22 protein-coding genes are annotated in these 23,815 nt (G+C 63.6%); 18 read left to right on the top strand and 4 right to left on the bottom strand.

What is annotated here, in order from left to right; all coding sequences use genetic code 11:
- Nucleotides 1-23 precede the first annotated feature (23 nt).
- Nucleotides 24-2,831 (top strand): MMPL/RND family transporter, encoded by a 2,808-nt coding sequence (locus tag PGN27_RS20580; RefSeq protein WP_335328799.1) that lies wholly within the window; start codon nt 24-26, stop codon nt 2,829-2,831.
- A gap of 16 nt (nt 2,832-2,847) precedes the next feature.
- Nucleotides 2,848-3,117 carry a metal-sensitive transcriptional regulator gene (locus tag PGN27_RS20575; protein ID WP_030134670.1) on the top strand — a complete coding sequence of 90 codons (270 nt, stop codon included), beginning with the start codon at nt 2,848-2,850 and terminating at the stop codon, nt 3,115-3,117.
- A gap of 6 nt (nt 3,118-3,123) precedes the next feature.
- Here PGN27_RS20575 and PGN27_RS20570 read toward each other — a convergent pair whose 3' ends face one another.
- Nucleotides 3,124-4,347, bottom strand: a complete 1,224-nt coding sequence (locus tag PGN27_RS20570; RefSeq protein ID WP_335327774.1) for a YeeE/YedE thiosulfate transporter family protein — start codon at nt 4,345-4,347, stop codon at nt 3,124-3,126.
- Between the two features lie 371 nt (nt 4,348-4,718).
- On the opposite strand from PGN27_RS20570, the gene PGN27_RS20565 reads away from it, so the two are divergent.
- The 8 genes from PGN27_RS20565 to PGN27_RS20530 all read left to right on the top strand — a co-directional run bounded on the left by PGN27_RS20565 (nt 4,719) and on the right by PGN27_RS20530 (nt 13,555).
- Entirely contained in the window at nt 4,719-5,057 is a 339-nt protein-coding gene (locus tag PGN27_RS20565) for a rhodanese-like domain-containing protein (RefSeq protein ID WP_335327773.1), read from the top strand.
- A 112-nt stretch (nt 5,058-5,169) separates the two neighbouring features.
- Nucleotides 5,170-6,549: an MBL fold metallo-hydrolase gene (locus PGN27_RS20560; protein WP_335327772.1), complete on the top strand. Its 1,380-nt coding sequence runs from the start codon at nt 5,170-5,172 to the stop codon at nt 6,547-6,549.
- Nucleotides 6,550-6,570: 21 nt separating this feature from the next.
- Complete coding sequence (locus PGN27_RS20555) at nt 6,571-7,764, top strand: NAD(P)/FAD-dependent oxidoreductase (RefSeq protein ID WP_335327771.1); 1,194 nt, start codon at nt 6,571-6,573, stop codon at nt 7,762-7,764.
- 66 nt (nt 7,765-7,830) lie between these two features.
- On the top strand, nt 7,831-8,607 hold the full coding sequence (locus PGN27_RS20550) for a sulfite exporter TauE/SafE family protein (protein WP_335327770.1): 777 nt from the start codon (nt 7,831-7,833) through the stop codon (nt 8,605-8,607).
- A gap of 63 nt (nt 8,608-8,670) precedes the next feature.
- Nucleotides 8,671-9,984 (top strand): PucR family transcriptional regulator, encoded by a 1,314-nt coding sequence (locus tag PGN27_RS20545; RefSeq protein WP_335327769.1) that lies wholly within the window; start codon nt 8,671-8,673, stop codon nt 9,982-9,984.
- A 119-nt stretch (nt 9,985-10,103) separates the two neighbouring features.
- Nucleotides 10,104-11,063 (top strand): fumarylacetoacetate hydrolase family protein, encoded by a 960-nt coding sequence (locus tag PGN27_RS20540; protein WP_335327768.1) that lies wholly within the window; start codon nt 10,104-10,106, stop codon nt 11,061-11,063.
- Between the two features lie 14 nt (nt 11,064-11,077).
- Complete coding sequence (locus PGN27_RS20535; RefSeq protein ID WP_335327767.1) at nt 11,078-11,767, top strand: VOC family protein; 690 nt, start codon at nt 11,078-11,080, stop codon at nt 11,765-11,767.
- Nucleotides 11,768-11,770: 3 nt separating this feature from the next.
- Nucleotides 11,771-13,555: an FAD-dependent monooxygenase gene (locus PGN27_RS20530; protein ID WP_335327766.1), complete on the top strand. Its 1,785-nt coding sequence runs from the start codon at nt 11,771-11,773 to the stop codon at nt 13,553-13,555.
- Nucleotides 13,556-13,689: 134 nt separating this feature from the next.
- Here PGN27_RS20530 and PGN27_RS20525 read toward each other — a convergent pair whose 3' ends face one another.
- The gene (locus PGN27_RS20525) at nt 13,690-14,280 is read right to left on the bottom strand and encodes a TetR/AcrR family transcriptional regulator (RefSeq protein WP_335327765.1); all 591 of its coding nucleotides are present in this window, start codon (nt 14,278-14,280) and stop codon (nt 13,690-13,692) included.
- 108 nt (nt 14,281-14,388) lie between these two features.
- Here PGN27_RS20525 and PGN27_RS20520 point away from each other — a divergent pair, with 108 nt between their 5' ends.
- The 3 genes from PGN27_RS20520 to PGN27_RS20510 all read left to right on the top strand — a co-directional run bounded on the left by PGN27_RS20520 (nt 14,389) and on the right by PGN27_RS20510 (nt 16,339).
- Nucleotides 14,389-14,877: a nuclear transport factor 2 family protein gene (locus tag PGN27_RS20520; protein ID WP_335327764.1), complete on the top strand. Its 489-nt coding sequence runs from the start codon at nt 14,389-14,391 to the stop codon at nt 14,875-14,877.
- Between the two features lie 32 nt (nt 14,878-14,909).
- Nucleotides 14,910-15,074, top strand: coding sequence for a hypothetical protein (locus tag PGN27_RS20515; protein WP_335327763.1), 165 nt, complete (start codon nt 14,910-14,912; stop codon nt 15,072-15,074).
- Between the two features lie 650 nt (nt 15,075-15,724).
- Nucleotides 15,725-16,339 carry a class I SAM-dependent DNA methyltransferase gene (locus tag PGN27_RS20510; RefSeq protein WP_335327762.1) on the top strand — a complete coding sequence of 205 codons (615 nt, stop codon included), beginning with the start codon at nt 15,725-15,727 and terminating at the stop codon, nt 16,337-16,339.
- A 115-nt stretch (nt 16,340-16,454) separates the two neighbouring features.
- On the opposite strand, the gene PGN27_RS20505 is transcribed toward PGN27_RS20510, so the two are convergent.
- Together PGN27_RS20505 and PGN27_RS20500 are read right to left on the bottom strand one after the other, a co-directional pair.
- Nucleotides 16,455-17,108: a TetR family transcriptional regulator gene (locus tag PGN27_RS20505; RefSeq protein WP_335327761.1), complete on the bottom strand. Its 654-nt coding sequence runs from the start codon at nt 17,106-17,108 to the stop codon at nt 16,455-16,457.
- 111 nt (nt 17,109-17,219) lie between these two features.
- Nucleotides 17,220-18,785 (bottom strand): aldehyde dehydrogenase family protein, encoded by a 1,566-nt coding sequence (locus tag PGN27_RS20500; protein WP_335327760.1) that lies wholly within the window; start codon nt 18,783-18,785, stop codon nt 17,220-17,222.
- Between the two features lie 279 nt (nt 18,786-19,064).
- Between PGN27_RS20500 and PGN27_RS20495 the strand changes: the two genes are divergently transcribed.
- From PGN27_RS20495 to PGN27_RS20475, 5 genes are all read left to right on the top strand, one after another.
- Nucleotides 19,065-19,259 (top strand): ferredoxin, encoded by a 195-nt coding sequence (locus PGN27_RS20495; protein WP_335327759.1) that lies wholly within the window; start codon nt 19,065-19,067, stop codon nt 19,257-19,259.
- A gap of 254 nt (nt 19,260-19,513) precedes the next feature.
- A complete protein-coding gene (locus PGN27_RS20490; RefSeq protein ID WP_335327758.1) occupies nt 19,514-20,380 on the top strand; it encodes an SDR family NAD(P)-dependent oxidoreductase in 867 nt (288 codons plus the stop codon).
- Between the two features lie 29 nt (nt 20,381-20,409).
- Nucleotides 20,410-21,642, top strand: a complete 1,233-nt coding sequence (locus PGN27_RS20485) for a cytochrome P450 (RefSeq protein ID WP_335327757.1) — start codon at nt 20,410-20,412, stop codon at nt 21,640-21,642.
- Between the two features lie 6 nt (nt 21,643-21,648).
- Entirely contained in the window at nt 21,649-22,830 is a 1,182-nt protein-coding gene (locus PGN27_RS20480) for an aromatic ring-hydroxylating oxygenase subunit alpha (protein WP_335327756.1), read from the top strand.
- Nucleotides 22,831-22,837: 7 nt separating this feature from the next.
- Entirely contained in the window at nt 22,838-23,728 is an 891-nt protein-coding gene (locus tag PGN27_RS20475) for a hypothetical protein (RefSeq protein WP_335327755.1), read from the top strand.
- Nucleotides 23,729-23,815 lie beyond the last annotated feature (87 nt).

Genomic DNA, 23,815 nt, shown 5'->3' with positions numbered 1-23,815 from the left:
ATACGCAGACCCGGCCGGCCGCCATGCGATTCGTCCGCCGGTTCGCTGTCCCGATACTCATCGCCTGGTTCCTGTTGACCTTGGGAATCAATGTGCTGGTCCCGCAGATCGAGACCGTGGCCCGCGAGCACGCCGTCACGATGTCGCCGCACGACGCACCGGCGATGATCGCCACTCGCCACATCGGCGCCACTTTCGACGAGTTCGACTCCGACAGCATGGCGATGGTTGTACTGGAAGGCGATGCAGAGCTGGGCGACGAGGCGCGAATCTACTACCAGGATCTCGTGCGCGCCCTGCGCGCCGACAGCGCACACGTTCAACACGTCCAGGATGTCTGGGGAGACCCACTGACGGCGGCCGGCGTCCAAAGCAGAGACGGTAAAGCCGCCTACGTGCAGGTCAACCTGGCCGGCGACCAAGGCAGTACGGAAGGTATCCGTTCGGTTGAGGCGGTACGCACCATTCTTGAGCACTCGCCGCCACCAGCAGGACTCAAGGTCTATCTGACCGGCTCAGCGGCGCTGACCGCCGATATAAACGAAGCAGCCGACAAGAGCATGCTGCTCATGATGGGCGTCACCGGCGTGGTCATCATGATCATGCTGCTCATCACCTACCGGTCGATCGTCACGATGCTGCTCGTACTGGTCATGGTCGGATTCGAAATGGGCACGGCCAGAGGTGTTGTCGCGCTACTGGGCGATATGGGCGTACTCGGCTTCTCGACGTTCGTGGTCGCGATGCTGTCCTCTCTTGCGATCGCGGCCGGTACCGATTACGCGATCTTCCTGATCGGCCGCTACCAGGAGGCACGTCGAGCCGGCGAAGACCGAGAGTCGGCCTACTACACGATGTTCCGCGGCACAGCGCACATCATCGTGGGTTCAGGACTCACCATCGCCGGCGCGACCCTGTGCCTGCACTTCGCACGTCTGTCGTACTTCAAGGCACTGGGCGTGCCCTCGGCAATCGGACTGGTAGTGGTGGTCGCCGGAGCACTGACGGCCGCGCCGGCGGTCGTGGTGGTCGCGAGTCGCTTCGGACTATTGGACCCCAAGCGCGAGCCGAACGTCCGCCGGTGGCGGCGCATCGGCACCGTCACCGTGCGTTGGCCTGGCGCCGTGTTCGCAGCGACGCTCGCCATCGCGCTTCTCGGCATCGCGTTCGTGCCGACAATGGAAGTCAACTACAACGACCGTTTCTACATATCGAAAGACCTCCCGTCCAACGTGGGTTACGCGGCCGCGGAGCGTCATTTCAGCGCGGCCACGATGAACCCGGACATCCTGATGGTCGAGACCGACCACGACATGCGTAACAGCGCCGACATGCTCGTACTGGACAAGATCGCCAAGGAAGTCTTCCGAACGCCAGGGATTGCGATGGTGCAGAGCATCACCCGTCCTTTGGGTGGGCCGATGGATCATAGTTCGATCCCGTTCCAGATCAGCGCCCAGTCGATTCCGATCCAACAGAACCTGCAGTTCATGAAGGACCGCACCGCCGATATGCTCACCATGAGCGATGACCTCGGCGCCATGATCGCGTCGATGAAACAATTGGAGGCGGCACTCTCTCGGATGGGTGGGGCCACCAATCGGATGGTCGACGATATGACCACGGCCAAGGCCACACTCGACGAGGTGCGCGATCATCTGGCCAATTTCGACGACGTGGTCCGACCGTTGCGCAACTACTTCTACTGGGAGCCGCATTGCTTTGACATTCCGGCCTGCTCGGGGGTCCGATCGATCTTCGACGCCATCGACGGGGTGGACAAGTTCAGCGACGATATGCACGCCCTGGTTGATGAGACGCGCGATGTCAGTGCCGTTGTTCCCGACATGCTCGCCCAGTTCCGGCCGATGATCGCGATCGCCGAATCGATGCGCAGCACCTTGTTGACCATGCACAGCAGTTTCTCCGGCCTGGTCACTCAGATGTCACAGATGACCGACACGGCCAGCGCCATGGGCCAGGCCTTCGATGCCTCCAAGGGTGGCGACTACTTCTATCTCCCCCCGGAGGCGTTCCAGAACCCCGACTTCCAACGCGGACTTGAGTTGTTCCTCCCACTGGACGGTAAGGCCGCGCGATTCATCATCACCCACGAAAAGGATCCGGCCACCCCCGCCGGTATTGCTGCCGTGACGCCCGAACTCGAGGCCGCCCACGAGGCCGTCAAGGGCACAAGTCTCACCGAGGCGAAGTTCTACCTGACCGGCACCGCTGCCATCTACCGCGACATCCAGTCCGGGGCGCATTATGACCTGCTGATCGTCGGCGTCGCAGCACTGACATTGATCTTCATCGTGATGTTGTTGATCACCCGGGCATTGGTCGCATCACTGGTGATCGTCGGCACGGTATTGCTGTCCCTGGGCGCCGCATTCGGGCTGACGGTGCTGATATGGCAGTACGGGTTCGGACTCGAACTCAACTGGATCGCCCCGGTGTTCGGTCTGATCATCCTGTTGGCCGTCGGATCGGATTACAACCTGTTGCTGGTATCGCGTTTCCAGGAAGAGATCGGCGCCGGGCTGCGCACAGGCATCATCCGTTCGATGGGTGAGACGGGCAGCGTGGTCACCGCCGCGGGATTGGTGTTCGCCTTCACCATGATGTCCATGGTGGCCAGCGATCTCAGTTCGATCGGTCAGGCCGGCAGCACGATCGGCATCGGACTGCTCTTCGACACCCTCATCGTGCGTTCGCTCATGACACCCTCCATCGCGGCACTGCTCGGGCGATGGTTCTGGTGGCCGCTTAAGGTGCGCAACCGATCGCACGATACCCGCGCGGGTATCATTACCACCACCACGGCATAGAGGGAAGGCGTTGAGCATGATCGACGATCAGCAGAGCATCGAGGCCATCCTCGCACGGCTGAAACGCGCACAGGGGCAGCTCGGCGGTGTCATCAACATGATCGAACAGGGCCGAGACTGTAAAGCGGTGGTCACACAGCTCGCTGCGGTATCGCGGGCGCTGGACAGAGCGGGTTTCAAGATCGTGGCCACCGGTATGCGCGAATGCATCGTCGCAGACAAGGAGGGCGGCACCGCACCCATGTCAGAAGCCGAACTGGAGAAGCTGTTCCTGACGCTGGCCTGAGCGGTCTCAGCCGTCGACCCGGCAACTTGCGTCGCGATAGACCAAGCGCGCCGTGAGCACCGCCGCAACCGTCAACGATGCGGTGAAAAGCCATGCACTGACCGATAACTGAATCCCTCCACTGAGGGTATGGCCGCTGGTGCATCCGCCGGCCATCCGCGCTCCGAGCAGCGTGAGGAACGATCCACCGAAGACCGCGGCCTGGCGCAAACGCGGGTTGTCGCCGAAACGATTGCGCCACGACGGTGGAGTCACCTTCGCGAACGCCGTGAAACGCCCGGTGAACAGGTACGCAGACAAGAACGCGCCGATCAGCACCCCGAGATCGGTCAGCGGTTCCCAGCCGATCGTGGCAAAGACACTCTGCGAGTAGGCGGAGTCGCGCATGAACAGCACGCCGACCACCCATGAGTAGGTGGTGGACTGGCCGAATTGCTGGCGCAGGAACAGAGCCAGCACACCCAGGATGGCGACCGCTGATCCGGCGAGAATCGTTGCGCGAACGAAGAAGCCGGGGTGGGTCACGTAGTGTTCGGACAGACGCGCGAGTCTGATTCTTCGGCCGATGGGCCTCCGAGCGCCTTCGTTCAGGTATCGATGTGTATCCATCGCCATCTGCCGATCATGGGCATCGAGTTCACCGTCCCGGATGCTCCGAAGACAGCAATGTCGGCTCGCGCGATACCGCGGAAGAAAGTACAACGCACCCAATGCCGCGACGGCATAGAGCAGTGCGATGGCCACCATACGGGCCGGCGACACGTCATGTATGTTGCCGCCGGCTACCACGTCTCCGAAGTTCGCGTCGGAGACGATCCATCGGCCGAAGTCGGTATCCGCCAGAGCGGTCCACGCCGATGCACCCAGCAGTCCGCCGGGAATCGCAAGTAGGGCGTCTCGGCGACCTTCTCCGATCGCCATCAGCGCAGTCCCCGGCAGGTAGCCGCTGAGCGCCAGACCGACTCCGAAGAGAATCCCGCCCAACACCACGCCATAGATGTAGGTCGGCTTGGGCGAGAAGTGCATGGCCACGCCGGACGCATGCAGGCCGTAGAGCAGAACCGAACCCAGTGCGGTGACCAGCAGGAAGCAGGCCGGCAGCAACCGGTCGATCAGTCGAGCAGCCCTGATGATCGTCTCGGGATTACCGATGCCCCACAACGAGGCGATGGCGCCGAACCCCACCCCGAGCGGGAGACCGACCCACATCGGCGCTGTGACCCCGTTCATAGCTCAGCCTCCACTGTGTCATCAGACCTCACCCTGTTACCCCCTCGCCGGCTGCCGACTTTCTGGCCTGACTATACCGTAGGGGGTATGGTAATGGAGACGGAGAATCTAAGGCTCGCCATGAGCGAACCGGGAGGGTTAAGCCTCCGCCCATCAGCATCTATTTCACCTACGAAAGGATTTACCGTGTGTCGCGCTGTTAAATGCCGCAACTGCGGCAAGACCACCTGGGCCGGCTGCGGAGCGCATGTCGATGCCGTGCGCCGCAACGTGCGGCCCGACGACTGGTGCGATGGCCACACCTCGCCGCCCCCATCCCGCAACAAGTGGAATCCATTCCGCCGCAACCGCGCATGAGAGGAAGGACCAAGATGACAGACTCTGTGGCACCCCAGATCGATGTCGCCAATGCCGAAGAGCTCGTGAACCAGGGACGGGCACTTTTACTTGACGTCCGCGAAGACTTCGAGTGGGTCGCGGATCACGCACCGGCAGCCACGCATTGTGCACTGACAGAACTCACTCCTGAGCGCTACGGCGGATCAACCGTCGTCGTCATGTGCCGATCGGGAGGTCGCTCACAAAAGGCCGACGACACACTCTGCGCGGCAGGAATCACCGCGTTCAACCTGACCGGAGGGATCACCGCCTGGCATGCCGCCGGGCGGCCCGTCGTCCGCGATGACGGGTCCTTCGGGACTGTTGCATAGCCCACACCGCTGCCGGAATAGAGCCGTCCAGGCAGTTCGTTCTTATACCCGTAGGGGTATTAAAGAGATCGCACATAGGGCGCTCACACCCGGCCACAGAAGGAGCCAGATCATGATCTTCGAACAGTACTATCTCGAATGCCTGTCGCACGCCTCGTATCTCATCGGTGACCGGACCACCGGCCGAGCAGTCGTTGTTGACCCCCAGCGCGATGTCTCGGCCTATCTCGAGGACGCCACCCGCCACGGTCTGACGATCGAGATGGTGATCGAGACGCACTTTCACGCAGATTTCCTCTCCGGGCATCTGGAGCTCGCCGAGGCCACGGGAGCTCACATCGTGTACTCGTCCGTCGCGGAAACCGAGTTCGAGTCGGTGGCTGTTGCCGACGGAGAGCGGCTTTCGCTCGGCGAGGTGATCCTGGAGTTCCGTCACACCCCGGGCCACACCCCGGAGTCGATGAGCATCGTCGTCTTCGAGAATGCCGAGGAGACAGAGCCATTCGGGGTGCTGACCGGCGACACGCTGTTCATCGGCGACGTCGGCCGGCCTGATCTGCTGGCGTCCATCGGACACACCCGCGAGGAACTCGCCAGCGCGCTCTACGACTCCCTGCATGACAAGCTGATGACGTTGCCGGACCAGACGCGTGTGTTCCCCGCCCACGGTGCCGGCTCGGCATGCGGTAAGAACCTCTCCACCGAATTGTCATCGACGATCGGTGAGCAGAAGGCGACGAACTACGCACTCCGGGCACCGGACAAAGCCACCTTCATGGCACTGGTCACCGAGGGCCAGGCGCCCGCGCCGGGCTACTTCGCCTATGACGCGATACTCAACCGGAAGAACCGGGCTCTGCTCGACGAGGACGAGATGCCCGCGCCGTTGACCTTTGACCAGGTGCATTCGGCGCTGGCCGCCGGGGCGGTTCTCGTCGATGGCCGCAGCGCGGAAGATTTCGCGCTCGGTCATCTGCGTGGCGCGATCAACATCGGTCTCGCCGGCCGCTATGCCGAGTATTGCGGATCGGTGTTGCCCCACGATGCCGACATCGTTCTGATGACGGACCCCGGCCAGGAGCTCGAAGGGAAGAACCGGTTGGCGCGTATCGGGTTCGACCGCGTGATCGGCTATCTCGCTGATCCCGAAGAGGCCATGTTCACCCATGCCGAAGAGGTTCAGACAGCATCCCGCTTGACCGCTGCGGCCTTCGACGAACGCATCGCGTCGATCCCGGACCTGCAAGTGGTCGATGTCCGCAAACCGACCGAGGTGGCAGATGGAGCAGTCGCCCACGCGCGCAACATTCCCGTCGGAGATCTGCCGGGAAGGCTCGACGAGCTGGATCCGAAACGACCGACCGTCGTGTACTGCGCCGGTGGCTATCGCTCGTCAGCCGCGGCCAGCCTACTGCGCAGGGAGGGCTTCACCGACGTCAGCGACATCCTCGGCGGCTATGGTGCCTGGGCCGAGTCGCATCAGCACGCCTGACCACCGAGGAGGTTCACATCCATGTCGAATGTCACCAAGCATCGTGTCCTTATCATCGGAGGCGGAACGGCAGGCATCACGGTCGCGGCGCGGTTGCACCGCAAGGGGTATCGCGATGTCGCCCTGATCGAACCGTCCGACACCCACTACTACCAGCCCTTGTGGACCCTGGTCGGGGGCGGACAAGCGCGCGCCGCAAGCACGCAAAGACCCATGCACTCGGTCATTCCACCATCCACCACGTGGATCAAACAGAGCGTGGACACTTTCGATCCCGACAACAACTCCGTGACCTGCGCCGACGGATCCGTCCACGGATACGATGCGCTCGTCGTCTGCCCTGGTATCCAGCTGGATTGGCGCAAGACCGACGGCCTGTCCCGTGCCATTGGACACGACTGCGTTTCCTCCAACTACCGCTACGATCTGGCTCCCCGCACCTGGGAGATGATTCGGGGACTCCGATCCGGCACCGCGGTGTTCACGGTGCCGAGCGGACCTATCAAATGTGCCGGTGCCCCTCAGAAGATCGCCTACCTGGCCAGCGACTACTGGCGTAAGCAGGGGGTTCTCGATGACATCGACGTGCATCTGATCATGCCCACACCGCGACCGTTCGGGATCGCGTCCATCGCAACCAGCCTGGACAAGGTCATCGACGACTACGGGATTTCGCTTCATGTGAACTTTGAGATGACAGCTGTGGACCCGTCATCTCGTACCGTAGAGATCACCGGTCAAAGTGGCACCACCACAATGTCTTATGACTTCCTGCACGCTGTCCCCCAGCAGTCGGCGCCGGATTTCATCAAGGCGAGCCCGTTGTCTGTCAAGGACGCCAATGGCTACGTCGCCGTCGACAAATACACCATGCAGCATGTGCGCTACCCGAACGTGTTCGCACTCGGTGACGTGGCGTCGACGCCGAACTCCAAGACGGGCGCGGCGGTCCGAAAACAAGCACCCGTGGTCGTGCACAACATCGACGCGGTGTTGAACGGGCGGGCCGTGACGGCCCACTACGACGGGTATTCGTCATGTCCCATCGTCACGTCATCAAAGTCGATGCTACTGGCCGAATTCGATTACGACCTCACGCTCAGACCGAGCTTTCCGCTGCTCGACCCGAGCGTGCCGCATCGGCCCTACTGGTACGTCAAGAAGCACGGATTGCCGTTCATGTATTGGAATTTCATGTTGAAGGGCCTGGCGTAGGGCCCGGGCCCGCCCCGAAGGATTCACGATGATCATTCCGCTCACACAACCTCTGATTCTGAAGCGATGAGTACCGTCGCGCCGGCGCTGGCGCTGGGTGCGGTCATCGGCGTGCTGCTCGGCCTGCTCGGCGGCGGTGGTTCGATCCTGGCCGTGCCGGCGTTGGTCTATGTGTTGGGACTCGGCTTCGCGCAGGCGATCCCGCTATCCCTCATCGTTGTCGGGTTGGCATCGGCGGTCGGTGCGTTGCCCAAGATCCGGCACCGTCAGGTGCAATGGAGACTGGTGGCAATCTTCACCCTGACGGGTATGCCTGCGACAGTCGTCGGAACCACGATCGGCAGGCACCTCCCCCAGAACGTTTTGACCGTCGGCTTCGCCCTCATCATGGTGATTGCCGGCGTGCGCATGCTGCGGGGTGGAGACAGCACGGGAACGGCGTGCCAGCTCACCGACGGCAGCATCGATTGGCGGCGCTGCGCCGGACGCTCCATCCCGGTCGGCATCCTCGTCGGGCTGCTCACCGGCGTGTTCGGCGTCGGAGGTGGGTTCCTCATCATCCCGGCCCTGGTCCTGCTACTCGGTGTCGAGATGCCCACCGCCATCGGCACATCGCTGCTCATCATCACCGCGAATTCGGCGGCCGGAGTCGTGTCCCATCTCGGGACACCGATCGACTGGTCCATCGCCGCCGCATTCGCCGCCCCGGCCATCCTCGGGTCCCTTCTGGCCGGCCACTGGGGAGCCCGACTGGATACGCGGCGTCTCAACCGCTGGTTCGCCTATCTGGTTTTCGCCGTCGCCGCCTATCTCATCGTCGACACGTGCCTCATCCGCGGATAGGTAGACACTGCGCACCCAGGCGTATCGTTGCTGGCCAACCAGCCAGAAAGGAGCGCCGGCACGATGAACGCAGCCTCCGGACCGCGCATGCGACGGGCATGGTTTGCCGACCTCGCACCGCGGGCACCTCGCAACATCCCCCGCGAAACCCTGCTCCCCGACCGCGCACAGACGCTCGCCGAGTTGCTCGGCCCCCAACCGGCATCGTGGGCAATCGAACTCGGCGCAACGATGGCGACCACCATCACCGACGCGATCCCTGAACTCGCCGTCGACGCGGTTGCCCACGAGATCGCCAAGGGCTGCGAGGCCGTGGCCCTTGGCGTGCTGTACGCGCTCGCCGTCGACGATGACGTGTCCTCGGCACAGATGCCAGAGGTTCTCGACGGGCCGATGGAAGTGGTCGCACGCGGTATCGGTATCGAGCACATGTTGCGCAGCATCCACCTCGCGCACGCCACCGCTGTTTCGGTGTTGCTCGATGCTGCCGAAGCGGTCATACCCGAGGATCGACGCTTCACCGAGATGCGGAGGATCAACCAAGTACTGTTCGGCGTCGTCGAGATCCTGACCAAACAGATGGCCGACGAGTATGCCCGTGCGCACGAGGCGTGGCTGACCAGTTCGGTCGCGCTGCGGATGGAGGTCGTCGAGGACCTGTTGCAGGGAAGGCCGGTGTCGACGAACCGGGCTGCACGGGTCCTGGGCTACGACCTCACCCGCTGGCACCTCGCGATGATCGCCTGGACCGAGCCGTCCACAACGGCCGAACCACACCACCTCAATTCGGCCGCCACAGCAGCACTCTCCGCTGCGGGGTGCACCGCGCTGCTGATACTCCCCCTTGGTGCACAACGTGTCTGGGCCTGGGGCTCACGGACATCCGAGCCACTCGAGCCACACGAGGCCGAAAGCCCCTTGGCCCCTGGTGTCCAGCTCGCGGTCGGGACCCCAGGCGCTGGGGTGGAGGGGTTCCGGCGTAGCCATCAGCGGGCGGCCGAGGCAGCTCGCGTCGGTGCTCAGTCGGCCAGAGATGTCCGGTGGTTCGCCTACACCGACCTCGACATCGTCGCGATGCTCAGTACCGACATGTCCAACGCCCGGGACTTCGTCAACCGCGAGCTGGGTGAGCTGGCCGGCACCGCCGAACCGGTGACCGTGGTGCGACAGACTCTCAAGCGTTACCTCGATCGCGACCGGAGTTTGGCAGGGACCGCGGCCGATCTCCAGGTGGCCCGCAACACCGTTGCCTACCGCGTGCAGCGTGCCGAACAACTGCGCGGCCAGCCGATCACGTTTCGCCGGTTACAGCTGCACGCCGCGCTGACCCTCGCCGAAGAACTCGGCGAGGCGGTCTTGCAGCCCGATTCAGAATGATTGGACTTACGACCAATCAATCACTACCTTTTCTGGATTCCAGACCAGGCTGTAGGGAGTCGTCTGAAGGTTGACTGATCCCCGAGCCGGTCGAACGCCCGGCAGACGTGGAGATGTCGATGGTCGTCCACCTGGTCCGATACATGCGCGATGAGCGGACTTCGTGGGGTGTGCTCACCGGTGACCTGATCTCACCGTTGACCGGCCAATACCCCCGGACCGCCGACCTCATCGACCAGGGCAGGGCCGATTGGACCGCGGCCGCGAGTCGAACCGCAGACCTTCCGATGTCCGACGTGGAACTGCTCTCACCGGTGACCACCCCGTGCCGGGTGATGTGCCAGGGTGCCAACTACCGCCAGCATGCGATCGAATCCGGGATGGACCCGGACAAACGGCTGTTCAACCTGTTCTTCGACAAAACCGACGCGGCCGTGACCGGTCCCCACGCCCCGGTCACCCGCCCTGCCCACGTCACCCTGCTCGACTATGAGATCGAACTGACGTTGGTGCTCAACGGCACCGTGACGGAGCCCACCACGGTCACCGCCGAGAATCTCCATGAGTACGTGTTCGGCATGACGATCGGCAACGATCTGTCCGCCCGAGATGTCCAGCTACCGCAGGGACAGTTCTTGAAGGGCAAGAGCTACCGCGGCTTCTGCCCGCTCGGTCCCGTGCTCGCCGTGCTCGAACCCGGTGACCTCGGTCTGCTGGACGACCTCGAATTACGGCTGGAGGTCAATGGATCCCTGCGCCAAAGCGACAACACCGCGAACATGCTCTACCGACCCGCGGAGACGCTGACAGAATTGAGCGAATTCTGTAACTGGGATCCCGGTGACGTCCTGCTGACCGGCACGCCGCATGGCATCACGGCAGGATCACCGCCGGCGGTGATCCGTCGGCTGGCCACCGCATTGCTCCCGGAAGACAAGCTGTGGGCCGCCTTCGTCAGACTCAATCAGCGCAAACCCTATCTGCGGCCAGGTGACGTCATCACCGCATCGATACGCAACGCTGCCGGGACGCTCGACCTGGGTACGCAGCAGACCACCATCGTCGACGGATCCGCCTGAAAGGAGATGCCTCCATGAGCGCCACCCCGAGCCCCCTGCAGCCGTCCGACTCCGACGACACCTCGGCGACCACCTCCGCGCCGGACCTGGATGCTCTTCCAGATCGCCTCGTTCCCGACTTCATCGCCCACTGGGTGGTGAAGACCGCGCGGAGCGCCGAGATGATCGACTGGTACAGCCATGTCTTCGGCGCCCGAGTTGTCCACGAGGACAACCAAATCGCCTTTCTGACCTGGGACCACGAGAGCCACCGGCTGGCATTGGTCAAGCTGCCGCCCCCGGTGCGCCACGTCTTCCCCCTGTCGCGCTGGCGCCGAAAGACCTATGGCATCGACCATCTCGCCTTCACATTCACCTCGATAGCGAAGTTGTTGCTCACCTACGAACGACTCAAGAACGTCGGGATCACCCCGGTCTGGTCGATCAACCACGGGCCCACGACCAGTCTCTATTACGAAGATCCCGAGGGCATTCGGCTGGAATTCCAGACCGAGAACTTCCCCACTGCCCAAGAGACCGCCGAGTTCTTCAACAGCGCCGATTTCGACCAGAATCCGATCGGTACCGATATCGATCCCGATTATCTGCTCGAGCAATTGCGGGCCGGCACGGATCACCGACGGCTGCTCGAACCCGGTGCCGGAACGCGCCCAGGTACCAAACCTCGGTCCAACAAGCGGGCGCTGACGTGGAAGACGTTGTGAGCGATGAAATCTGACACCGTCGTCATCGTCGGTGCGGGCGCGGCAGGGGCCACGCTCGCGTTACTGCTGGCTCGCTACGGCATTCCCAGCACCGTCGTCGAGGAACGACGGGATACTCGGTTGCATCCCGCGGCGCATGTCATCAATGCCCGGACGCTGGAGATCTGGAATCAGGCTTCTCCCGAACTCGGCGTCGCGCTGGAAGCGATCACCCCGCCGATCGACACCGTGAACATCATCCGGTGGTGCACCGACGTCCGTTCCGAACCGATCGGTGAGATCGACCTGCTGTCCCAACCAGATCGCCTCGAAGAAGTCCGCTCGCACAGCCCCTATCTGATATCCCACATCGGCCAGCACCTCCTGATGCCGGTGCTCTGGAATGCACTCGAACGCGAGCCACTCGTCGACTTCCGGCGTGGTCTGCACGCCGACCTGGACGATGAGAAACTGACCCTGCGGTCCTCGGACACCGAGCCGATAACCCTCTCCCCCAGGTTCGTGATCGCTGCGGACGGTGCCAACAGCACACTGCGCGACGCCGCCGGTATCGCGATGACCGGCCCGGTGCTGGCCAACATGGGTAGCGTCTTCTTTCACGCTCCGCGGCTCTACCCGCAGGGCACCAGCCGACCGCTGCTGAGCTGGATCTACCACCCCCGCTTCAGCGGGGTGATGATCGCCCACGCCGATGACGACTACGTGCTGATGACACCGTATCTACACTCTGCACAACAGATCGCGAGCGACAGCCGGCGCTATTGGAACCGCATCCTGCCCGAGGTCATCGGGTCCACCCACTACGACATCCGATCGACCGGAACGTGGACGATGACCAAACAGATCGCGGACCGTTTCCGGCGCGGACCGCTGCTGCTGATCGGTGATGCCGCCCATCGGTTCCCGCACACCGGGGGCTTCGGGCTCAACAGCGGTGTGCAGGACGCCCACAACCTCGCGTGGAAGCTTGCCGCGATCCTCGATCACGGAGCTTCCGAGACACTGCTGGACAGCTACGAGATCGAGCGGCGCCCCGTCGTCACCCGGTTCGCCGAACAGAGCACCCACAACCACTTCCAGCTCGACGAGGTCACCGCCGAGCTGGGCATCACCAACCGCTCGTTGCACCGGGCAACGGAACTGATAGGTAAGCTCCGCCTTGACCGTGTACCCGCCGCAGCGGTCGCCTGGACCGCGGATGCGCTCACCACGGCACAAACATCCAGGACACGGCGGCTGCTCAAGCGGGGCGGCCGCAGCAGACGCCTGCGGCAACGGATGGCCGATGAGATCCCAGGACAAGAGGAGCATTTCGTCGCCAGCGGATTGGAGTTCGGCTACTCCTACGTCAGTTCGCTCATCGATACCGCCGAAGGTCGCTGCCCCGAAGGCGATGTCGCGCTGTATCGCCCCACGACACATCCGGGCGCGCGTCTGCCGCATGCACTCATCCTGGGTCCAGATGGTGCTGAGTCCTCGACCCACGCCGCCGTTGCGCCGCGCGGTCTGACGCTGTTCACCGCCGATCCAGCAGCATGGACTGAGGCCCTCGCCCGCACGACGACCGCCGTGCCACTCAGCGTGGTGGCGCTGACTCCCCCGCCGGGATGCACGGTTGCGATGCTGACAACCGCGTTCGAGATCGACGAGCGTGGCGCTGTGGTCGTGCGACCCGACGGCCACGTGGTGTGGCGCACTCGCAGCGATCCGACGGCGGTAGACCAACTGCATCGTTTCATCCAATGCGCCTGGGCAGAGGTGTATCCCAGCGCAGAAATTGCTCTGTAAGGGTGGCTCCGGCGCCCCGTCGGTGCACCGCACTGCACGTTGCGCTGCCGGCCTACCCGTTCGAGAATGACGTTTTTGCGCTCACACCGGCCCGTTGACCGCAGAAACGTCACTCTCACGCAGCCTGGCGCGGGCTAACGTTCTGACGACAGCAGGGTTGAGGCGATGGTGGCGAGTGCTTTGATCGCCGACGTGGCGTCGCGCTGATACTGGGCGTGGACGATGGCGCCATCGATTGCCACTCCGAGCGCTTGTGCCGTCCGGGCTCGGCCCGGGCCTGGCGGGAGTGTCTCCTTGATCGCCGCAACCATCTCGGCCTTGTGTCGTGCGGTGATGACGTGAACCTCGGGTAACTCCGCACCGATTTCGTTGACGCTGTTGATGAACGCACAGCCGCGAAAGGAGTCCGCGGTCAACCATTCCGCGATCGCGGAGACCACCGCGGGTCGGCGATGGCCATGAGCGTGTCGATCGAGCGCGTCGACGAACCAGTCCATCCAACGGCGGTGTCGCAGATCCAAGAATGCCAAGATCAGGGCGTCCTTGCTCGGGAAGTGTCGGTAAAACGTCACTTTGGTGACGCCCGCCTCGGCTATCACCTTATCGACCCCGGTCGCCCGGATCCCTTCTCGGTAGAAGAGTCGGTACGCGGTAGCCAGTATCCGCTCCCGAGCCGGAAGGGATGGCACGTCAACCTGCGGATCCAGAGTCTGGGCGATGCTCACAACCCCACTGTAGACAGATCTGTCTACACACGCTAGCCTTCCGCGTCATGTAGACAACCCCGTCTACATGACCGGCAACGCGACCTGATTGCCGAGAGAGGCACCGAAATGACCAGGACCCCACCGATCGGCGTCAAAGCGCCGGTTCCCCCGTTCACTGACAAATCGGCCGCACTGAAGGTACGACTGGCAGAGGACGCCTGGAACAGCCGTGATCCGCGGCGCGTCGCGGAGGGCTATTCAGTCGACAGCGTCTGGCGCAACAGGTCGGTGTTCGTCACGGGCCGCGCACACATCGTCGAATTCCTCAGCGACAAGTGGGACCGCGAACACGAGTACCGTCTGATCAAGGAACTATGGGCGCACAGCGACAACCGCATCGCAGTCCGCTTCGCATACGAATACCACGACGACTCGGGGCAATGGTTCCGCGCCTACGGTAACGAGAACTGGCTGTACAACGAACACGGCCTGATGACACACCGCCACGCCAGCATCAATGATCTGAGGATCGAGCAAAGCCAGCGCAAGTTCTATTGGGACACGAATGCGTCACTGCCACAGGATCATCCGAGCCTATCCGAACTGGGCCTGTGACTTACGCTTCAGCCGATGCCGAGGCTTGAACCATGATCCGCCCCACCAGACCGGCGGCCAACATCAGCACCGGCGCGGTTGCCAGCCAGGGTGCTGCGCGGCCTGCGCCGGTGTCCGGTACCGCGTCGACGACTGCACCGAGCGCCGCCGAGGCCGGCAACACCAGGATTCCGCCGATGGACGCGTACAGCCCGTAATAGGAACCCAGATGATGCTCCCGCAGCCGCGCCGGGCGGCAGAACCGGCCGGAAATTCCGCTTCACTGCTCTACCACTTCCCGAGCGCTGGGCTCCTGCGGAACGGGCCAGGCCGGAAAGCCCCCGAGCCACCCTTGATAGCGGGAACGGCACGCTGCGATTCCCGCACCACACCGCCCACCGGGAGCACAGGCTTCCCCGGCTCAGCCACCCGGATCTTTGACGTCCCCCCGTTGGCGATCCCCGGCTTCGCCGTGCGGACACCATCCTTGGCCACCGGGCCCGCCACAGGAGAGCTCGGATTCGGCTTTATGTCTTCTGCATTGGCCATTCCGGCAGTGGACGCCAGCAGCCCGCACGCGACGGTGACGACGGCCAACGGCCGACCGAACCGCGCCCAAACCCGTGCCGCGTCGATGCTCCTGCCTGGGGACGCACGGCGATGTGTGCGTGCGGACACGGGCGCTTTGACGATTCGCGTTCTCACCATCCGATGGTCACCGCGACGGTGCCAGGTCCGCGATCCGCCATCTGGCGGCTTCGCTCAGCCATTCGGCCGGAATTTCGTGCGCCGGGCATCCAGCCCACCAATCTAGAAGGACCGCACTGCATCGAGGTAAACGGCCACCGGCGCGGCCATACTGGTCAGTGTGGTAGACGAGCATCCCGATGCTGATCAGGTGATCGAGCTGTACGACCGTCACGCGCAGGCATGGGCGCGCGACCGGAGTGACCGGCTGGTCGAACGCGCGTGGCTGGACCGATTCGTGGCATGCCTACCCACTCAGCGTCGCACCGTCCTCGACGTGGGTTGCGGGACAGCAGTACCGATCGGCCAGTACCTGATCAATCAGGGATGCCTGCTTCACGGGGTCGACTCATCCAGCGAGATGATCTCGATGACCAGGACGCGTTTCCCGGACCATCGATGGGATGTCGCCGACATGCGCTCGCTGGACCTCTACGGCCGATACGGTGGAATCATTGCGTGGGACAGCCTTTTTCATCTCTCGCCACATCATCAACGGCACATGTTCGCGACTTTTGCACAACACGCGGCGCCTGGTGCAGCGCTCATGTTCAATACCGGTCCATCAGCTGGCGTGCAGATCGGCAATTACCGAGGCGAACCGCTCTACCACGCCAGCCTCGACCCAACCGAATACCGCACTCTGCTCGCCGACAACGGCTTCGCGCTCATCGCCCACGCTGTCGAAGACCCCACGTGCGGGCGGCGCACCATCTGGCTCGCACGGACCACCTAGTCACGCAAGGAAATGCGGGATCTCTTCGGTCGCAAAACCTATCGACGAGCTTTTGGTTGAAAAGGAGTCGGCCCTGCGCATGGCACCGACGAAGTCGAAATCCAACTGTTGACTGTCAGGCCGAGGTTTCCTCGGAGCGCCCCTGATAGTCCTCGTTGATCATCACGCCGTACAAGAAGCTGCGGATCCGCTCGGCGAAGAGCTCCTTGACCGTCAACTCGTTGGCCTCGACGGCTCCGGTCAGGTGCGGAAACTCCTCGGGGTCCAGCGGCGGGAACAGCGCGTGGCGCGTCCGGGGTTTACGGGCAGCCTCGGCCAGCACCGCACCGATACACAACGTCTCCATGCCATCAAGGATCGCGATGTGCAGGTGCGCCGGAACACCGGAATCCTGAAGGAACTTGGCGGCGCTCTCGAAGCTGCCGACCAGCGTCTCGCGCGGGAGGTGCTCGATCAACACGGTGGCCGCGTTGCGATGCCGCAGCACCGACTGCCGGAAGTTCAACGCCAGGCTCACGAAATACTCCGGCCAATCCGGCCCGGGTGCACGTCGCGGCTTGATCACCGATCTGCCCGCGATGTGGCGCGCGATGGCAGTCATGATGTCGTTCTTGTCTTCGAAATGGTGATAGAGCGACGGTGCGCGCACCCCCATGTGGGCTGCGAGCCGCGGCAGGCTGAAGGCGCCGATACCCTCGGCATCGATGATCTCGATGGACGCCTCGACAGCGGCGGTCTTACTGATCAACGGCTTGGAAGGACGGGCCATCTCACATGTCCCGCGCGTCGCGGTGCTGGTCAGAGAAACTGCGCATCGTCACACTGTACGACCGGTCCCCCGTCGCGACGCAAACTAACGCGCGCAGATATTCGCCGCGGTTCACCGTCGGCCTCGGAGATCCAACCGCCGGCGCCAGTCGTGGGCGCCGAGGAACCGCACTGCCCGCGACATCAGCCGTGACCGAGTCGGGTTGACCGGATACCACATCGGTTCAGATTTCGGCGTGAAGCGCTCCTCCACCACCGATTGCTGACGGCAGTACTTCAACACGCCCGCCGCCCCACCGAACCGGGACCCCAGACCGGAGTTCTTCCATCCACCCATCGGCACCGGCATCTGAAAAGTCGCCACCAGAGCGTTGTTGACCGACACCGATCCTGCCTCGATACGCCGGGAGAGCCGCTCTGCACGTGCCCGGTCGCGGGTCCACAAACTCGAACTCAAACCGTATTCCGAGTCATTGGCCATTGCGATCGCCTCGTCTTCGTCGTCGACGCGCATGATGGCCAGCGTCGGCCCGAAGGTCTCCTCCCGCATACATCTCATCGAGTGGTCGACATCGACCAGCACCGTAGGTTGAAAGGTGTTGCCCGCACCGCGCTGCCCACCCACAAGCACGCGCGCGCCCTTGGCTACCGCGTCGGCCACATGATCGGCCACGATGTCCACCTGCGCGGTGGTCACCATGGCGCCGATATCGCTGGCGAAGCTGCCCGGCGCGTCCATACCCTGTCGCAGCGCGGACACCTTGCCCGTGACCAACTCCACAAACTCGTCGTACACGGGGGCTTCCACGTACACCCGTTCCACCCCGACGCATGCTTGCCCGGAGTTGGTCATCCCGCCCCACACCGCGGCGCCGGCAGCGCGTTCCAGATCGGCGTCGGCGAGCACGATCAACGCGTCCTTTCCGCCGAGCTCCAGGCTGCACGGAATGAGTCGCTCCGCGCATCGCACGGCGATCGCGCGGCCCGTGCGCACCGACCCGGTGAACATCACCATGTCCGCCTGATCGACCACGGCGCTTCCCGCGTCGCCGGTACCGGTGGCGACGTCGAGGACCGGCGGTGCGCCGATCTCATCGCGCCACCCGCGGACAGCCTCACTCCACGCCAGCGGAGTGACCTCGGAGGGCTTCGATATGACCGCCGCCCCGGCGGTCAGAGCGCCGACCACGTCCATCATCGGTCCCGCCAAGGGCCCGTTCCAGGGTGTGATCAGACCGACCAATTGGTGTGGACGCACCTGCACCCTCAGCCGCCGCAACGAATTCGCGGGGCCGGCCGGCTTGACGTGCCGGTCTTGCAGGAATGCCGCGGCGTTGGCGGCAAAGTAGTTGATCACATCGACGACCACCGACATCTCCATCGAGGCGTCTGCCCACGATTTGCCGGTTTCCTTTTGAACCAACATCAACAGCCGCCGTTCGTTGTCCAGCAACCAGTCCAGCCACCGCAACAGATGGATGCTGCGCCCCTGCGGGCCGAGGGATTCCCACGCCGGCTGCGCCCGGCGCAGATCAGCGCACTGTCCAGCGATGCCCTCGCGATCGAGGTTGGGAACCGTTCCGACGACCTCACCGGTCGCCGGACACCGGACGGTGATCTGGCCGGATCGGACCGATCCGCGATCGGAGGTGGTGGCCTCAGCCGTTGGTCCGGACACATCGAACTCCCTACTGATCGGCGGCGGCGCGGACGCGGCAAAGATCGGCTTCTCGATCGGCAGTGCGATTCGGATTGCCGTGGCCCAGGACTGCCGGTTGGTCCGCACCCGGGGTGTGCACTTCGGATCTGGACCGCAACGTGGCTAACACCTATAGTTTTACCGAGCTTAATCGGTTGTCCTGCAATATACCTCATGACGTTTGCGATGGGCCATAAACCACGGATCCATCGAGCGACGACGTCGCCGCCAGGTTCACGCCGACCCGAAGGGATTCCCATGAAGATTCGACTCGAACGCAGTAGGTGCGCCGGACACGCACAGTGCTTTGCAGCAGACCCTGACATCTTCCCGATCGATGACGAGGGCTACTCCATCATGGAGGACCACACGGTGCCTGCCGACGAGGAGTCGACCACCCGCGACGGTGCGGCGGCCTGCCCCGAACTGGCCCTCATCATCGACGAGGACTGACCCGCATATCGCAAAATCGGCTTGTCCGCGCAGCTCGCCACCGCGCCACAATGTCGGCCTATTGACTACCTGAGCTGCAAATTCAACCCGCTTGCGGGCGAATCGCAGCCCGCTTTGTTGACGCACCATATCTATTGTCGTAAGGTTTAAAACGTTAGTGGCACGGATCACAGCCACTGCGGGGTCGGAGCGCGCCCGCATCGGTCCGCGCCGCGCCGCACGAGGGCAATCCACCGCATACCCAAAGGAGGGTCATGAGACTGCAGGGCAAGGTTGCGTTGATCACCGGGGCCGGCTCCGGACTGGGACGGCATTGCGCCCAACGGTTCACCAGCGAGGGCGCCCGGGTCGCAATAGTCGACATCGACGCCGATCGTGCCGCGCAATCACTCAAGCTGGTCGAAGAGGCCGGGGGTGATGCCATCGCGATCACCGCCGATGTCTCCGATCGCGCGCAGATCACTGATGCTGTGAACCAGACGGTGGACCATTACGGAAAGCTCGACATCGCCTGGGCGAACGCCGGTGTCGTGTCCCGTGGTGGCGTTCCCACGGTGGCCGGCGGCGAATTTGTCGCCTTCGAGGATTTGACCGAACAGGACTGGCAGGACGTGCTGGGGGTGAACCTCTCCGGTGTCGTGTACACCGCACAGGCAGCCATTCCCGCACTCAAGGCCAACGGCGGCGGCACCATCCTTGCCACGTCTTCGGCGGCCTCCCTGGTTGCTTATCACAGCATCGCGATGTACTCGGCCACCAAGGCGGGCGTAAACGGACTCGTCCGAGGGTTGGCACTTGACCTGGGACGCTTCGGAATCCGCGTCAACGCCATCGCTCCCACGCACGGTATGTCGCCCAACTTCCTGATGCCGCCCGGAACCCCGGTCGTCGGGCAGTCCTACGAAGAGGTCGCCGGGCCCTGGAATCCCACCGTCTCCCCCATTCCGCTCAAACTGTCGCGGCCACCTTCGCTGACCGACAACGCCAACGTGGCGCTCTTCCTCGTCAGCGACGAATCCGCCTATATCTCGGGCGCCACCATCGGCGCAACCGACGGTGGCACGCTGTCGCGCGTCGGCATGTGGTTCGACGAAGACCTCAATCCGCAGCCCGCCCCCTGACGACGGAACATACACGGAGACATAGACAAATGACGACACTCGAGAAAGTTCCCGCGGACCTTCTGGTGGACTTCGACGTGTACGACGCCGCCTTGGCGCACCCCGTCGACAACATGCAGGCCCGCATCGCCGAGTTGGCAGCCAAGGGGCCGATCGTCTACTCCACCGCGCACGGCGGTCACTGGATCGTGACGCACTACCGGGAGGTCTTCGACATCCTCACCGATGCCGAAACCTTTTCCAGCTACCCGAACAATCTGGTGACGCCCGCCGACTTCGGCAGATTCATTCCGCTGGAACTCGATCCGCCGGATCACACCGCCTATCGGCATGCGCTGCAGCCGCTGTTCAGCCCGCAGCGCATGAAGAAGCTCGGCGATGACATCCGCATGGTCGTGAACGAGTTGATCGACCAGTTCGCGCCGACCGGCGAGGCCGAATTCATCTCCCAGTTCGCCCACGAACTGCCTGCACGGGTCTTCCTCGCCCTGATGGACTGGCCGCTCACGGACGCCCCGATGTTCACCGAAGCGACCGACGCCGTGCTGTTCGGCAAGCCCGGCGGAACCAAAGAGGAATCCGAACAGGTCATGATGATGGCGGCGATGACCATCGCCGGCTACTTCAACAACATCATCGCCGAGCGCCGCGCCAATCCGGGCGATGACGCCACCTCGGCGCTCATCCACACCGAAGTCGAACTGCTCGACGGCAAGCGGCTGCTCAACGACGAAGAGCTGTTCCGGATGTTCTTCCTGCTGCTGATGGGTGGACTGCACACCGTCCAGGGATCGCTGGCCTGGACGGTTGCCCACCTGTCCAAGAATCCCGAACAACGCGCTGCGCTGATCGCCGATCCGTCGATCATGCCCAAGGCGGTCGAGGAGATCCTTCGCATCGAGGCCGCCGTCATCCCTGGCCGCCGCGCCACCAAGGACGTCGAGATCGGCGGTGTCACCATCGCCAAGGACGACCAGCTGATCCTGATGCTCTGTGCCGCCAACCGAGATGCCGAACAGTTCGTTGATCCGGGTCTGCTGGACATCACCCGATCCCCGAATCGGCACCTGTCCTTCGGTGCCGGTGTGCACCGGTGCCTGGGCTCGCACCTCGGCCGGATCGAGCTCAACATCGCACTTGAGGAGATGCACCGCCGGATTCCTGACTACGCCCTCGTCGAGAACGATCCGCCGGTGTTTCACTCGACCCAGGTGCGCGGTTGCGCACGCATGCCCATCACCTTCACACCCGAAACGAAGTAGCCCACCATGACCACATCACTTCCTCGCCAGGATCGTATCCGCCGGGCGCTGGAACTCTTGCGCAACGAGACCACCGACAAGTTCGACGACGTCGTCGAATTCGAGGCGCACGAGTTCACCGATCCGGTGATCGCACAGGAGGAGCGCGATTACGTCTTCGGACGAGTGCCCTCGATCGTCTGCCACAGCTCCGAAATCGGGAAGACATATGACTTCATCACGGTGCAGATGCCGCGGAACAGCATCATCGTGGTGCGGCAGAAGGACGGTAGCGTTCGTACGTTCGTGAACCTGTGCCGTCACCGTGGCGCACTGCTGGAGGAGGCCGAGAAGGGACGCTGCCGGTTCTTCTCGTGCCCGTACCACCGGTGGTCCTACGACCCTGATGGCAAGTTGCGCATGGTAACCAGGGACAACACCTTCGGTGAGATCGACCGCGCCGAGCACGGCCTGGTCGAGATTCCATGCGAAGAGCGTCACGGCTTCGTCTGGGTGATCGACAACGCGCACGCCGAGATCGACGTCGCGTCGTGGCTGGGCCCGGAGATGGATGCCATCGTGGCCGGGTACAACCTCGACAAGTTGGTGTGCTTCCGCGCCGGCGGCTTCGACGAGCCCACCAACTGGAAGATCATGCAGGACGCGTTCTTGGACGGTTACCACATCCAGTACGCGCACCCCAACACCGCGGGCAAGGTCATCCACACCAACGTGATGGCGTTCGAGGACTTCGGGCGGCACGTGCGCTTCATCGCTCCGCGCAAATCGATCGATCGATGGCTGGAAGAGGACCCCGGCGATACACCGCTGGACAACTACGTCACAGAGACCCACTTTTTACTTCCCAACAGCACCTTGCTTCGACAGCCGGATCACTTTCAGCTGTTGACATTCCGCCCACACCCCACCGACCCGACCAAGTCCCGGATGGAACAGCGCCTGATGGTGCCTCCGGTCGAGGAATCCGGTCTGGAAGAGTCGCATTGGGCGCGCCGGTGGGAGAAGAACTGGGACATCCTGCTGGCCGTCCTGCACAACGAAGATTTCCCGCTGCTGCGCAACTCCCAGCGCGGTATGGGCAGCGCGGACGCCGGCGGCATGTTGCTGGGCCGCAACGAGACGGCGAATCAGGTTTTCCGGCGGGAGATCAAGAAGCTGCTCGCCGAAGGGCGAGCAGCAGCCGAGTGATGCGCCGATGATCAAGTACGAATGGCGCACCGAGCTGTCCCCGCCCGAAATCGCCGAACTGACCGATATGTTGGAGCGGGCCGCCAGTTACGACGCCGAGCCCGAGTACACGACGATCAAGATCCGCGACGTGCTCGATTCGATGGCAGATCCGGCTTCGGGCACACGCCACCTACTGATCTGGATGTTGCCGTACGCGTCGCTGCTGAACGAACACGATCACCCGGAGCAGATCGCCGGTCTGCTGCGCATGGTGATCGGCTCGGACGGCACATCGGAGGCCACGCTGGTGATCGAACCGCGGCTGCGGTCGATCGGCATCACCACCCTGTTACTCGAGCGCGTAGGTCTGGACACCACGACGCCCGATGGCTGGCTGGGTACCGGAGCTCATCAGATCACCTCATGGGCGCAGGGCAATCACCCCGCCGCCGGGCGTCTCAGCGACCGCTTCCTGATACCCCGCACGCGACGCATCTGGAAGCTGATCTGTCCGGCCGCGCCCGACCGGACGGGCGGGTCGGCCACCATGCAATCGATCTCGGCGGCCGAGGTGGGCGAGCTGGGCTGGACGGGAGGCATCGGTATCGCCGTGACACACGCCGTGCGGATGGATGATCAGATCACCGGAGTTGTCCGGATCGACTTCGACCCGGTGGAGTCGGAAGAGTTCGGCAGGTGCGCCACCCTCACCGGATATCGTGTCCCGCCCGATGCCACGGCTAACACCCGACGGGCACTGCTGGCAGCGGCCGCCGATACCGTCGGTCGCGAGGGACTCACCGGACTCGTCATCTACGTCGACTCCGACGATCGCGAATGGGTCAATGCATGCCGGCTGTCGGGCTTCCAACACGATCGCACCGACGTCCGTTTCCAGCTGGGTGATCAGCAGTAACGGCCTGCACCGAACACGCGCCGGTCCGTCCGTTCTCGGACACACTGGCAACAATATCTGCTCTGCCACAATTTGCGACGTCACCCG

It is taken from the genome of Mycolicibacterium neoaurum (assembly GCF_036946495.1).
GTDB lineage: Bacteria > Actinomycetota > Actinomycetes > Mycobacteriales > Mycobacteriaceae > Mycobacterium > Mycobacterium neoaurum_B.
This window is presented reverse-complemented; position numbering and strand designations above follow the sequence as displayed.

What these genes read in the sequence shown, in the direction of transcription:
- PGN27_RS20515 (WP_335327763.1), top strand. Translation starts at nt 14,910, where the DNA reads ATGATCCGCCCCACCAGACCGGCGGCCAACATCAGCACCGGCGCGGTT.
- PGN27_RS20555 (WP_335327771.1), top strand. Translation starts at nt 6,571, where the DNA reads ATGTCGAATGTCACCAAGCATCGTGTCCTTATCATCGGAGGCGGAACG.
- PGN27_RS20530 (WP_335327766.1), top strand. Translation starts at nt 11,771, where the DNA reads ATGAAATCTGACACCGTCGTCATCGTCGGTGCGGGCGCGGCAGGGGCC.
- PGN27_RS20545 (WP_335327769.1), top strand. Translation starts at nt 8,671, where the DNA reads ATGAACGCAGCCTCCGGACCGCGCATGCGACGGGCATGGTTTGCCGAC.
- PGN27_RS20480 (WP_335327756.1), top strand. Translation starts at nt 21,649, where the DNA reads ATGACCACATCACTTCCTCGCCAGGATCGTATCCGCCGGGCGCTGGAA.
- PGN27_RS20505 (WP_335327761.1), bottom strand. Translation starts at nt 17,108, where the DNA reads ATGGCCCGTCCTTCCAAGCCGTTGATCAGTAAGACCGCCGCTGTCGAG.
- PGN27_RS20580 (WP_335328799.1), top strand. Translation starts at nt 24, where the DNA reads ATGCGATTCGTCCGCCGGTTCGCTGTCCCGATACTCATCGCCTGGTTC.
- PGN27_RS20565 (WP_335327773.1), top strand. Translation starts at nt 4,719, where the DNA reads ATGACAGACTCTGTGGCACCCCAGATCGATGTCGCCAATGCCGAAGAG.
- PGN27_RS20495 (WP_335327759.1), top strand. Translation starts at nt 19,065, where the DNA reads ATGAAGATTCGACTCGAACGCAGTAGGTGCGCCGGACACGCACAGTGC.
- PGN27_RS20535 (WP_335327767.1), top strand. Translation starts at nt 11,078, where the DNA reads ATGAGCGCCACCCCGAGCCCCCTGCAGCCGTCCGACTCCGACGACACC.
- PGN27_RS20560 (WP_335327772.1), top strand. Translation starts at nt 5,170, where the DNA reads ATGATCTTCGAACAGTACTATCTCGAATGCCTGTCGCACGCCTCGTAT.
- PGN27_RS20490 (WP_335327758.1), top strand. Translation starts at nt 19,514, where the DNA reads ATGAGACTGCAGGGCAAGGTTGCGTTGATCACCGGGGCCGGCTCCGGA.
- PGN27_RS20575 (WP_030134670.1), top strand. Translation starts at nt 2,848, where the DNA reads ATGATCGACGATCAGCAGAGCATCGAGGCCATCCTCGCACGGCTGAAA.
- PGN27_RS20485 (WP_335327757.1), top strand. Translation starts at nt 20,410, where the DNA reads ATGACGACACTCGAGAAAGTTCCCGCGGACCTTCTGGTGGACTTCGAC.
- PGN27_RS20520 (WP_335327764.1), top strand. Translation starts at nt 14,389, where the DNA reads ATGACCAGGACCCCACCGATCGGCGTCAAAGCGCCGGTTCCCCCGTTC.
- PGN27_RS20475 (WP_335327755.1), top strand. Translation starts at nt 22,838, where the DNA reads ATGATCAAGTACGAATGGCGCACCGAGCTGTCCCCGCCCGAAATCGCC.
- PGN27_RS20570 (WP_335327774.1), bottom strand. Translation starts at nt 4,347, where the DNA reads ATGAACGGGGTCACAGCGCCGATGTGGGTCGGTCTCCCGCTCGGGGTG.
- PGN27_RS20550 (WP_335327770.1), top strand. Translation starts at nt 7,831, where the DNA reads ATGAGTACCGTCGCGCCGGCGCTGGCGCTGGGTGCGGTCATCGGCGTG.
- PGN27_RS20540 (WP_335327768.1), top strand. Translation starts at nt 10,104, where the DNA reads ATGGTCGTCCACCTGGTCCGATACATGCGCGATGAGCGGACTTCGTGG.